Genomic DNA, 11,611 nt, shown 5'->3' with positions numbered 1-11,611 from the left:
CCGGACGGAACCGGGGGCAGCGGGCCGGGGAGCCGCGATGGGTCAGCCGCTGCGCGGGCCGGGGAAGGCGGTCGGCCGGACGTCGTCGCGCAGGGCGGGACTGCCGGCCGTCGGCTGGGTCGGCATGGAACGGGCGGCCGGGACCGTGGGCACGGTCGTGGGCACGGCCGGGAGGCCGGAGCCCACGTTGACCGCGCGGGGACTCGTCGGCTCCGGTGCCTGCTCGGGGGACTCGGAGGTCGCTGCCGCCGCCTGGGCCGCGGCTCGGCGGGAGCCGTAGCGGCGGTGCACCGCCTGCTTGGTCACGCCCAGCGCGGAGCCCACCGCGTCCCACGAGAAGCCGAGCGAACGGTCGAAGTCCACGGCGGCGGTGACCAGGGTCTCGACACTGTCCCGCAGTTCCTGGGCGAGACGGACCGTCGGAGCCGGGGCTCGTCCGTAGACGACGAAGCCCGTGGAGGGGCCGGAGCGGCGCGGACGGTAGACGTTGCCCAACTGGGCGGTGAGGGTGCGCAGTGCGTCCACCTGCCGGCGGACCCGCTCGATGTCCCGCACCAGCAAGTGCAGGCTGGCCCGAGCCTGGGCGTCGTGGGTTGCGTGGTCGGCCATGAACAAGCCTCTCGAACCGGCGTTGAAAGGAATCGGGCCGCGCGGGCGGCCCGGGGTCAACTCTTCCTTGACCAACGCGTCAGCGCTCCGCGGGTCACGGGGTGGGGGCGTGGCGGCATATGCGTGCGCCCGGTGTGGCGGGGTTGCGCCTCGGCCTGCGGCCCTCGGCTTTTTGTTTCCCACCCGCGCACCACCCGTTTCCAGTCGGTCAAGAGGTCGAGCTCTGCCGTGGGGGTGCTGCGCCGTCGGCGGCTCGGCGGTCCGCCGTGGGCTCGTAGACTGGTGCGTCGCCCGCAACCAACCCTGTCCGAGAGGCCCGTCCCACCCATGAAGCTGGTCTTCGCCGGTACCCCCGAGGTCGCCGTTCCCGCCCTGGACGCCCTGATCGCCTCCGGACGCCACGAGGTGGCCGCCGTCGTGACGCGGCCCGACGCTCCGGCCGGGCGCGGGCGCCGGCTGGTCGCCTCTCCCGTGGCCGAGCGGGCCGAGGAGGCCGGGATCGAGGTGCTCAAGCCCGTCAAGCCGCGGGACGAGGAGTTCCTGGAGCGGCTGCGCGAGATCGCCCCCGACTGCTGCCCCGTGGTCGCCTACGGTGCCCTGCTGCCCCGCGTGGCCCTGGACGTCCCCGCCCAGGGCTGGGTCAACCTGCACTTCTCGCTGCTGCCCGCCTGGCGCGGTGCCGCCCCCGTCCAGCACGCGCTGATGGCGGGGGACGAGATCACCGGGGCGTCCACCTTCCTGATCGAGGAGGGGCTCGACTCCGGACCCGTCTACGGGACGGTCACCGAGACCGTCCGGTCCACCGACACCAGCGGCGACCTGCTGACCCGGCTCGCCTTCGCCGGGGCGGGTCTGCTCGCCGCGACCATGGACGGCATCGAGGACGGCAGCCTGAAGGCCGTACCGCAGCCGGCCGACGGCGTCACCCTCGCCCCGAAGATCACCGTCGAGGACGCCAGGGTCGACTGGGCCGCACCGGCGCTGCGCGTGGACCGGGTGGTGCGCGGCTGCACCCCGGCCCCCGGCGCCTGGACCACGTTCCGGGGCGAACGGCTCAAGCTCGTACAGGCCGCGCCCGTGCCCGACCGCACGGACCTCGCCCCGGGGCAGCTCGCCGCCGGCAAGAACAACGTGTACGTCGGTACCGGCTCGCACGCCGTGGAGCTGCTGTGGGTGCAGGCCCAGGGCAAGAAGCCGATGCGGGCGGCCGACTGGGCGCGCGGCGTGCGGATCGGCGAGGGCGAGCTGCTCGGCGGCTGACCTCCGCCGCCGTATCGGCGTCCACCTGTCCGACGTAGGCTGGTGAGCGCACTTCATCCCACACCCGGAGCACTTTCTTCGTGAGCGATCAGCCTCGTCGTCCCCGTAAAACCGGCAAGCCGTACCGCAGGCCCCAGAAGGACCCCGTCCGCATCCTCGCCTTCGAGGCGCTCAGGGCCGTGGACGAGCGGGACGCGTACGCCAACCTCGTCCTGCCGCCGCTGCTGCGCAAGGCCCGGGAGGGCGGCGACTTCGACGCCCGGGACGCGGCGCTCGCGACCGAGCTGGTGTACGGGACGCTGCGTCGGCAGGGGACGTACGACGCCGTCATCGCCGCCTGCGTCGACCGGCCGCTGCGGGAGGTCGATCCGCCGGTGCTGGACGTGCTCAGCCTCGGTGCGCACCAGCTGCTCGGGACGCGGATCCCGACCCACGCGGCCGTGTCCGCCTCCGTCGAGCTGGCGCGTGTGGTGCTCGGGGACGGGCGGGCGAAGTTCGTCAACGCCGTGCTCCGCAAGGTCGCCCAGGACGACCTCGACGGGTGGCTGGAGCGGGTCGCCCCGCCCTACGACGAGGACCCCGAGGACCACCTCGCCGTCGTGCACTCGCACCCGCGCTGGGTCGTCTCCGCGCTGTGGGACTCGCTCGGCGGCGGCCGGGCCGGCATCGAGGACCTGCTGGCCGCCGACAACGAGCGGCCCGAGGTCACGCTGGTCGCCCGGCCCGGACGGGCCACGCGCGAGGAGCTGCTCGACGAGGAGGCCGCCGTCCCGGGGCGCTGGTCGCCGTACGCCGTGCGGCTGAGCGAGGGCGGCGAGCCCGGAGCCGTCGAGGCCGTACGCGAGAACCGGGCCGGCGTGCAGGACGAGGGCAGCCAGCTCGTCGCGCTCGCGCTGGGCAACGCGCCCCTGGACGGACCGGACCGGCGCTGGCTGGACGGCTGCGCCGGACCGGGCGGCAAGGCGGCGCTGCTCGGTGCGCTGGCCGCCGAGCGGGGGGCCTTCCTGCTCGCCTCCGAGAAGCAGCCGCACCGAGCCGGGCTGGTCGCCAGGGCGCTGGACGGGAACCCGGGGCCGTACCAGGTGATCGCCGCCGACGGCACCCGTCCGCCGTGGCGCCCCGGCAGCTTCGACCGGGTCCTGGTCGACGTGCCGTGCACCGGGCTCGGCGCCCTGCGCCGCCGCCCCGAGGCGCGCTGGCGGCGCCGGCCCGAGGACCTGGACGGATTCGCCCCGCTCCAGCGCGGGCTGCTGCGCAGCGCCCTGGAGGCGGTGCGGGTGGGCGGCGTCGTCGGCTACGCGACCTGCTCGCCGCACCTCGCCGAGACCCGGTCCGTCGTCGCCGACGTGCTCAAGCAGGTGCCCGGCACCGAACTCCTCGACGCCCGGCCGCTGCTGCCCGGCGTACCGGACCTGGGCGAGGGCCCCGACGTACAGCTGTGGCCGCATCTGCACGGAACCGACGCTATGTACCTGGCGCTCGTCCGCCGGACGGCGTGAGGGGGACTGGTGAGGTCACGACGTCGCGTGTGACGGCACCGAGGCCGAGCTAACGCCGGCTGACCTTCACCCGTTCCCCGCCCGGCAGTTCCGGCTTCAGGTCCACCTGGACCTGATGGGTGGTCTGGCGGTCGACATTGCCGCCGAGTTCGGCCGTCACCACGCCGATCCGGACGCCGCCGCGGCCGGTGGCGGAGCGGTGGACCTGCACGGTGAAGTTCAGGCTCACGTTCTCCACGGTGAAACCGAGGGCCCGGCCCTCCGCCTCGGCGCGGGCCTCCTCCAGTTCGCCCCGGATCTGACGGATCACCTCGGCCAGCCCCACGAACCCCGGTTCGTTCGTCAAGTCGCCTCCACACAAGGCTCGTTCACCTCTTGTCGCACCAGTATGCGGCAGGAGCACGCGCCCGTATAGTTCTGCTATGGCTGCTGGCGGGGGAGTCCAGAGCGCCTCGTTGACGGGCACGCCGAGATGGGCGGTGCGGATCCGGGGAGCGGACGGCGAGATCGCGGGGGCCGGCATTCTGCTGAGCCCCGACCGGGTGCTCACCTGCGCGCACGTGGTGGACCGTGCGGCGGACCGGATCACCGCCGAGTTCGTCGGCGCGGCCGACCACAGCGTGCCCGCGGTCCCCGCCCGCGTGGAGGGTGACGCGTACGTGCCCGAAACGCAGGACGCCGACGGCGACCCCAGCGGGGACGTGGCGTTGCTGCGACTGGAGTGGCCCCGGCCCGCGGAGGAAACGGTACGGCTCCACCGGCTGTCCGCACCCGACCGCGAGGTGCGGATGTACGGCTTCCCCTACGACCACAACGGCGGCATCTGGTTCCGCGCCACCGTCGTCGGCGGCTGCGGACGCGACGGGCAGGTGCAGCTGAGCCCGACGAACCCGGGCGAACTGGCCGGCCCCGGATGCAGCGGCGCGGGCGTCGCCGACCGGGAGACCGGCGAGGTCATCGGCATGGTGCTGAGCGGCCAGCGGGACCAGCACGGCAACCGGTTCTCCTTCATGAGCCCCGCCGAGACCATCGCCCGTCACCTGCCCCGGCTCAAGCCGTACATCGTGGGGCCGCCCGCCGTCGACGACCGGCTGCGCTCCACCCGCGGCGACGCCTCACCGGACCTGCTCGACGAGCCGTTCGCCCAGCGCCTCGCCGCCTGGCTGCGCAACGACGGCAGCCGGGTGAAGATCAGCGTCGTCCGGCACGACGACGCCGCGCGCGACGCCACGCTGCTCCGCGCCATCGCCCTCGCCGACCGCGAGCTGCGCACCCCGGTCTCCGTCGACCGCGCCTCCCTCGACCCGCCCGGTACCGTCCCGTCGGCCGGCGGCCACGACCTCGCCGTGCACGCGGGTGGACTGACCTCCGCCGAGGTCGCCCGGCGGATCGCCGAACGCATGGGGCTGTGGCAGCACCCGGACGACCCTCCGCTCGACCGCATCCGCACCGCGAAGGCCACCCTCGACCTGGTCGTCGTCGGCGTCGACGAGGCGGTCGACCCGCTCGCCCTGCTGGATCTGCTGGACGTGCTGCGTGCCGGGGGCAGCCGCCTGCTGCTGGTCTTCCGCACCGCCGGCGACTGCCACCGCCGCGCCGTCGAACGGCTGGTGACCCGGCCCGCGCTGGAGCGCCGTACCCGGCTCGTCGCACGGCTGAAGGAGATCACCGGACCTCTGGCAGGGGCCCTGCACGAACGCCGCGCGGCCGTACTGCCGGACGGCGTGCGGCCCCTCGACTCGGACCTGGTCGCCGCGCACGCCGCCCTCGCCGACCTGCTCCGCGCCCAGGACCGCGACCCCGGCCACGGCCCCGACCCGGCCCGGTACGAGCGGCTGGCCGACCGGGTCACCGACCGGCTGCGGACGAGCGTCGGCCGGCTCGACCGGCTGCGCGACCGGCGCGACGAACTCACCGGCCGCCTGCGCAGCTACCACGTCCTGCACCAGCACACCACTCAGGGCGAGGAGGACCCGGCGGTGGACGCCCTCTACCTCCGGGCCCACGACCTGCTCCGGGCGAGACCGTGCGACGTGCGCGCGGCGGAATCAGCGGTGGAGGCCTACACCCGCCGCGTCGACGACCACGTCCAAGGAGGCGCGCGCGATGACGCCGAGAACGCCGGGGCGGCCGGGCGGCGGGACGGGGAGCCGCCGGTATGAGTGAGACGGCCTGTGTCAGACCCGGCTGCCGGGGCGGCCGCATCATGGTCACCGGCTTCTGCGACACCTGCCAGCGCCGCCCCCTCGCCCCCGAGCCTCCCTCGCCGCCGCCCGCCCCCGACCCGGTCGACCCCGCCGCGCCGGAACCGCACCCGCCGCGCCCCACCGCCGCGCCCGTCGGCGAGCTGGACCGCGACGGACTGCTGGTCCTGCCCGACCTGCCCTCCCCGGACCCCGCCAAGGCCGCCGACACCGCCGCCCGTCCCCCCACCGGCGGCCGGCGCTGCGGTGTCGACGACTGCGCCGGCACCATCGGCGTCGCGTACGACGACGGCCCCGCGCCCGACCACGGGTTCTGCCCGGCGTGCGGTGCGGAGTACTCCTTCCGGCCGAAACTGCGCCCCGGTGACCGGGTCGGGGGCCACTACAAGGTGCTCGGCTATCTCGCGGTCGGCGGCCACGGCTGGGTCTACCTGGCCGAGGACACCCGGGTGCCCGGTCTGTACGTCGTCCTCAAGGGGCTGATCAACACCGGGGACGCCGTGGCCCGGCGCGCCGCCGTCGAGGAGCGGCGCTCGCTCACCACGCTGCACCACCGGGACATCGTCCGCATCGTCACCCACGTCGAGCACCGGGCGCCCGGCGACGCCGAACCGACCGGCTACATCGTGATGGAGTACGTCGGCGGCCGTTCCCTCGCCTGGATCCGGTTCGCCCCCGAGGAGGAGCTGGCGCGGCTGTTCGGCGACGGCGGATTCCAGTTCGGGCACGTCATCACGTACGGCTGCAAGATCCTCGGCGCCCTGGAGTACCTGCACGACCAGGGCCTGCTCTACTGCGACATGAAGCCCGAGAACGTCATCCACTACGGCCGCGAGATCAAGGTCATCGACCTGGGCGCCATCCGCCGGATCGACGACCGCTCCTCCGGGCTCGTCCACACCCACGGCTACGCCCCGCCGAAGAAGGAACGCGACCAACGCGGCCTCGACGTGGACAGCGACCTGTACACCGTCGGCCGGACCCTGAAGGTGCTCGCCGAGCGGGCCGCTCCGCCCGCCGGGCTGGCCGCCCGCTCCTTCGACGCGCTGATCCGCCGTGCCACCCACCCCGAGCCCGCCGCCCGGTTCCGCTCCGCCGCGGAGATGTCCCGTCAGCTGTGGGAGGTGCTGCGCGAGCACCAGGCGCTCGGCGGGCACGAGCCGTACCCGGAGCGTTCGACCCGGTTCGAGCCGACCGCGGCGGTCTTCGGCGCCGCCCTCGGCACGGTCCCGGCACTGGAGCGCTGGACGCGCCGCGTCGGCACCGGGGCACCGGCACTGCCGGCCGGCGCCCCGGACCCCCGGGTGACGGCGCGGGCGCTGCCGGTACCCCTGCCCGACGCCTCGGACGAGGCGGCCGTACTGCTCGGCGGGCTCGCCGCCCAGACCCCCGACCGCATCGCCGCACGCGCCGACGGCGACCCGGCGCTGCGCACCGTGGAGACCGCGCTGTGGCTGTGCCGCGCCTACCTGGACGCCGGGAACGCCGAGCGGGCCGGGGCATGGGTGGCCCGGGCCAAGGAGTGGAGCGGCGACTACGACTGGCGGATCTTCTGGCACCAGGGCCTGGTCCGTCTCGTGCGCGGCGCGGTGGAAGAGGCGGAGGACGAGTTCGCCGCCACCTACGCCGCGCTGCCCGGCGAGGCGGCGCCGAAGCTGGCCCTCGGATACTGCGCCGAGTACCTGGCCGAACGGCTGCGAGAGCCGGCCCACAGTGAGCCCGCGCCGCGGGAGCCCGCCCCGCACGAGGCGGGCACGGAGGCCTCCGGGACGGCCCCGGCGCGGCCCCGGCCCGCCGAGCCGCAGGCCGCGCGGGCGCGGGCCCGTGAGCGGCAGGCCGAGGAGTACTACGAGGCCGTCCGGCGGCGCGACCCCACCCAGGGCAGTGCCGCCTTCGGACTGGCCCGCATCCGGCTGCTCCGCGAAGGCCGCGGCCGGGCCGTCGCCGTACTGGACGAGGTGCCGACCACCTCCCGGCACTACGACGCCGCACGCGTCGCCGCGGTGCGGGTGCTGGCCGGCCGGCTGCCCGGCGGACCCGGGCCGCTCGCCGCCGAGCTGCGCGAGGCCGCCGAACGGCTGCCCGAACTGCATCTGGACGGCAGCGGGGCCTGGGACCGGCTGGTGACCGAACTGCGGGAACACGCGCTCGTCTGCCGCCCGCCCGGCGGCTGGGGAAACGACTTCCCCGCCGGTGAGCTGTTCGGCCCGCAGGACACCGAGGAGGCCCTGCGCAGACTGCTGTCCCGGTCGCTGAGGCGACTCGCCGACCAGGCGGGCAGCCTCGGCGAGCGCGGCGACCTGCTGGACCGGGCGTACGCGGTGCTCCCGGAACCGGCGGGCCTTCGGGAGGTGCTGCGGGGGTGGCGGCGTACGGCGTGAGCGCGCGGCGGCGCGAGGGAGCGACGACGAGGCCGAGGGGGACGGACGGCGTGGAGACAGGAACGGCGCGGGGCGGCGAGGCCGGGCAGGTCACCGTCGGGCTGGAGATCAGCCAGTGGAAGTACCTGTCCAGCGAGGCGGGCGATCCGCAGATGCACGCCATCCTCAGCGTGCAGGTGGACGGCACCGGGGGCGGCGGCCGCTCGCGCGGCCCGGTGCTGGCGCAGGTCCTCGCCGTGGACTGCTCCAGCTCGATGACCTGGCCGGTGGAGAAGCTGCACGCCGCCCAGCAGGCGGCGGTCGCGGCCATCCGCAAGCTTCCCGACGGCACGCCGTTCGCCGTGGTCCGGGGCAACGAGCAGGCGGCCATGGCCTATCCGGACGCCCCGCGCATGGAACGAGCCTCCGCCCGCACCCGGGCGCGGGCCGAGCGGGCCGTGCACGCGCTGGTCGCGGGCGGCGGCACCTGCATCGGTGCCTGGCTGGACCTGAGCCGCCGGCTGCTGACGGAACAGGACGCGCCCATCGGGCACGTGCTGCTGCTCACCGACGGCAAGAACCAGCACGACGAGGAGATGCCGCTCGCCCGGGTGCTGGAGGACTGTGCCGGCCGGTTCGTCTGTGACGCCTGGGGCATCGGCGACGGCTGGGACGGGCAGGAACTGCTGCGCATCACCCGCCGGCTGCACGGCAGCGCCTCCTCGGTGCGTGAGGAGGCGGCGCTGCCGGCGGAGTACGAGCAGCTGATGAGCCGGCTCCTCACCAAGACCGTGCCCGAGCTGGCGATCTCCGTGACCGCGATGCCCGGGTGCACGGTGCGCTATCTGAAGCAGGTCTTCCCCACCGAGGCCGAGCTGGCCGCCGAGGACGGCACCGGCCGGTTCGTCACCCGGGCCTGGGGCGACGAGACCCGCCGCTACCAGCTGTGCCTGTCCGCCGACCCCTCCGGCCGCCCCCACCGCGAGGACCTCCAGCTCGCCGTGGTCGCAGTCGACGTACCCGGCGGCGAGGTGCGGCTGCCGCCGCCGCGGCCCTGCCTGGTGCACTGGACCGACAACCCGGCCCTGTCCCAGCACACCGACGCCCAGGTCGAGCACTTCGAGCAGCACCAGCGGCTCGGCGAGGCCGTCGCCGCCGCCACGGACGCCCACCGGCGCGGCCGGCGCGACCTGGCCGAGCACCAGCTCGGCCGGGCGGCGCAACTCGCCCGGGCCATGGGCGCCGACGAGCAGCTCGCCCGGCTGGCCCGGCTGGTGCGGATCGACGACGCGCAGGCGGGCCGGGTCACCCTGCGCCCCGATGCGCAGGCCGTCGACTTCCAGCACCTGATCACCGCGAGCAGCCACAGCACCTACGGCCCCGCGCCCGGCACCGGCGGCGGCAGCGCCGCGGGCGGCGCCCCGGGCGCGGGGCCGGGCGGCGGGGGCACCGTGCCCTGTCCGGCCTGCCCGGGCCGGGCGCCGGCCGCCGCCCGGTTCTGCCCGTCCTGCGGCCACCGCTTCCAGGAACAGCCGTGAGCACCACCGGCCGGGCCCTGACCCGAAGACTCAGGCTGCTGGTGGTCGTCGGGACCGTCACCACCCTCGTCCTGTTCCTCGCCTACCGGGGCGTGCACGACGACACCGTGCCGCTGTCCACCGCGAGCACGCCCGGCATCCTCGCCGTCGACACCGCGCAGGGCGCGATGCGCGAGGCGCACCGGGTGGTCCGCGACAGCGGCCCCGAGGGCGACACCAGCGGCGAGTTCCACACCCAGATCTCCGTCGCCCAGCAGAGCCTCGCCGTGGCCGCCTCCGAGAACGTCACGGGCCTGGCCGGCCGCCACGACCTCCAGACCCTCACCGGCCTGATCGCCGTCTACTCGGGCTGGGTGGAGCGCCGGGGTCGCGAGCCGGACGACTCGCCGCTGCGCGCCGCCTACCTCCACTACGCCGAGAAGGTCCTCGGCCTTGAGGCCGAACCGGGAACCGACGGCGACATCATGAACCGCCTCGAAGCCCTGCGCGCCGAACAGCTGGCGGAGGCCCGGCGGCAGGCCGCCTTCCCCTGGCAGCTGTGGCTCGGCTGGAGCACGGTCGCGGTGCTGTACGTGGTGCTGTGCGGGGCGCTGCTGGAGACCCAGCGGTTCCTGCGGCGCCGCTTCCGGCGGCCCGTGCAGCTGCGGCTGCTGGCCGCCACCGCGGTGTGCGCGCTCGGCGTGCCGGTGCTGGCCTGGCACACGCTCTCGGCGCACCGCGCGATGACGGACTCCCTCGCCGAGGTGAGCGTGGAGCGCGACGACCCGGCCGCCGTCCCCGACGTGGCCGACGAGGTGCACGGCGCGCTCGCGGACGCCGGGTTCTGGGCCTCACTGTCCGACTGGGTGCTGCTGGGAGGAGCCGTGGTGGTGGCACTGACGGTGTGGGGGCTGTGGCCGCGCATCGCCGAGTACCGGTTCCGGGGGCCGCGATGAGCCGCCCCGGAGCCCGCACGCTCGGCGTCCTCGGCCTCTGTCTGCTCCTGCTCGGCGCCGGTGTGATCGCCGGGGTGCGCTGGGCGCGCGAGTGGCAGGGTTCCGTCACCCTGCTCGCCAACTGGAGCGGCCGGGAGCGCGAGCAGTTCGAGAAGAACGTCATCGAGCCGTTCGAGGAGAAGCACCGGATCGACGTCGTCTACCAGGGCAGCTCCGCGCTCAGCCAGGTGCTGGCCGCCGACATAGCGGCCGGCAACCCGCCCGACGTGGCGGTGCTGCCCGGACCCGGCGAACTGCTCGCCTACGCCGTCGACGGCCGGCTCCACCCACTGGACGGCCTGTTCGACGCCGGGCACTACGACCGGTTCTGGGCCCCCGAGGTCAGCGTGCCGGGACAGGACGCCCACACGTACTGGCTGCCCGTGAAGACCGGCCTGAAGAGCATGGTCTGGTACGCCGGACACCAACCCACGGCGGAAGCGGCGAACCCTCCCGGCCGCTGGTGCCTCGGCATGGAGTCCGGCGCGACCTCCGGCTGGCCCGGCACCGACTGGGTGGAGGACATCCTGCTCCAGCAGGCCGGACCGCGGGTGTACGAGCAGTGGGCGGGCGGCAGGCTGCCGTGGACCGACGACGCCGTCCGCAAGGCCTGGACGACCTGGACGGACATGGTCGGCGCGGGGGACAGCGCACGGGTCGAGCGGGCGCTGACCACCGCGTTCGCCGCGGACTGCGCGCCGGGCCGCCTGGAGCACCAGGGATCCTTCCGCGCCGGGCACTGGCAGCAGGCGGGCGGCGACTACGTGCACTTCTCCCAGGTCGTCCCCGAGGCCGGGCCGGACGCCGGCGCCTGGGAGGTCTCCGGCGACCTCGCGGCCGTACTGAACCCGACCCCGCAGGCCGAGCAACTGATCCGCTACCTCGCCGACCCCGACACCACGCTGCCGGACTACACGGCGAACCGGGCGGCAACCGCGGACGGTGAGCAGGACGCCACCGAGCGGGAGATCGGCACCGTCCTGCGCGAGCCCGGCCGCGCCCGCTGCTGGGACGCCTCGGACGCAATGCCCCGCACCACCCGCGACGCCTTCCACCAGGCGGTACTACGCACCTTCGCCGCCCCGGACGAACTCCCCGCCCGCCTGACAGAACTGGAACGCCTCCGCAAACCCCAGAACCTCCCGGTATGCAGCGCAGGCTGAACGC

The 11,611-nt window shown here is 75.1% G+C and carries 9 protein-coding genes; 7 read left to right on the top strand and 2 right to left on the bottom strand.

The window, feature by feature from the left end:
* Positions 1-42: 42 nt before the first annotated feature.
* Entirely contained in the window at positions 43-609 is a 567-nt protein-coding gene (locus ACIGO6_RS35295; RefSeq protein ID WP_399883679.1) for a hypothetical protein, read from the bottom strand.
* Positions 610-936: 327 nt separating this feature from the next.
* Here ACIGO6_RS35295 and fmt point away from each other — a divergent pair, with 327 nt between their 5' ends.
* Together fmt and ACIGO6_RS35285 are read left to right on the top strand one after the other, a co-directional pair.
* A complete protein-coding gene (gene fmt / locus ACIGO6_RS35290) occupies positions 937-1,869 on the top strand; it encodes a methionyl-tRNA formyltransferase (RefSeq protein WP_399883676.1) in 933 nt (310 codons plus the stop codon).
* A gap of 80 nt (positions 1,870-1,949) precedes the next feature.
* Complete coding sequence (locus ACIGO6_RS35285) at positions 1,950-3,368, top strand: RsmB/NOP family class I SAM-dependent RNA methyltransferase (protein ID WP_399883673.1); 1,419 nt, start codon at positions 1,950-1,952, stop codon at positions 3,366-3,368.
* Between the two features lie 49 nt (positions 3,369-3,417).
* Here ACIGO6_RS35285 and ACIGO6_RS35280 read toward each other — a convergent pair whose 3' ends face one another.
* Positions 3,418-3,714 (bottom strand): trypco2 family protein, encoded by a 297-nt coding sequence (locus ACIGO6_RS35280; RefSeq protein WP_399883671.1) that lies wholly within the window; start codon positions 3,712-3,714, stop codon positions 3,418-3,420.
* A gap of 76 nt (positions 3,715-3,790) precedes the next feature.
* Here ACIGO6_RS35280 and ACIGO6_RS35275 point away from each other — a divergent pair, with 76 nt between their 5' ends.
* The 5 genes from ACIGO6_RS35275 to ACIGO6_RS35255 are packed head-to-tail and all read left to right on the top strand — an operon-like array spanning position 3,791 to position 11,607.
* A complete protein-coding gene (locus ACIGO6_RS35275; protein WP_399883668.1) occupies positions 3,791-5,530 on the top strand; it encodes a serine protease in 1,740 nt (579 codons plus the stop codon).
* Entirely contained in the window at positions 5,527-7,953 is a 2,427-nt protein-coding gene (locus ACIGO6_RS35270) for a tetratricopeptide repeat protein (RefSeq protein ID WP_399883665.1), read from the top strand. Before ACIGO6_RS35275 ends, ACIGO6_RS35270 begins: the two co-directional genes overlap by 4 nt.
* 50 nt (positions 7,954-8,003) lie before the next feature.
* Positions 8,004-9,470: a VWA domain-containing protein gene (locus tag ACIGO6_RS35265; protein ID WP_399883663.1), complete on the top strand. Its 1,467-nt coding sequence runs from the start codon at positions 8,004-8,006 to the stop codon at positions 9,468-9,470.
* On the top strand, positions 9,467-10,405 hold the full coding sequence (locus ACIGO6_RS35260) for a hypothetical protein (RefSeq protein ID WP_399883660.1): 939 nt from the start codon (positions 9,467-9,469) through the stop codon (positions 10,403-10,405). The genes ACIGO6_RS35265 and ACIGO6_RS35260 overlap by 4 nt, the downstream gene beginning before the upstream one ends.
* On the top strand, positions 10,402-11,607 hold the full coding sequence (locus ACIGO6_RS35255; RefSeq protein WP_399883657.1) for an ABC transporter substrate-binding protein: 1,206 nt from the start codon (positions 10,402-10,404) through the stop codon (positions 11,605-11,607). The genes ACIGO6_RS35260 and ACIGO6_RS35255 overlap by 4 nt, the downstream gene beginning before the upstream one ends.
* Positions 11,608-11,611: the final 4 nt, after the last annotated feature.

Origin of the sequence: Streptomyces sp. NPDC053750 (assembly GCF_044544295.1) — a bacterium.
Classification (GTDB): Bacteria; Actinomycetota; Actinomycetes; order Streptomycetales; family Streptomycetaceae; genus Streptomyces.
Note: the sequence above shows the minus strand (reverse complement) of the source record. Positions and strands in the feature narration are given on the sequence as shown.

Bases quoted from the DNA above. Each gene is read 5' to 3' on its own strand.
- fmt (WP_399883676.1), top strand. From the start codon at position 937: ATGAAGCTGGTCTTCGCCGGTACCCCCGAGGTCGCCGTTCCCGCCCTG.
- ACIGO6_RS35270 (WP_399883665.1), top strand. From the start codon at position 5,527: ATGAGTGAGACGGCCTGTGTCAGACCCGGCTGCCGGGGCGGCCGCATC.
- ACIGO6_RS35295 (WP_399883679.1), bottom strand. From the start codon at position 609: ATGGCCGACCACGCAACCCACGACGCCCAGGCTCGGGCCAGCCTGCAC.
- ACIGO6_RS35255 (WP_399883657.1), top strand. From the start codon at position 10,402: ATGAGCCGCCCCGGAGCCCGCACGCTCGGCGTCCTCGGCCTCTGTCTG.
- ACIGO6_RS35275 (WP_399883668.1), top strand. From the start codon at position 3,791: ATGGCTGCTGGCGGGGGAGTCCAGAGCGCCTCGTTGACGGGCACGCCG.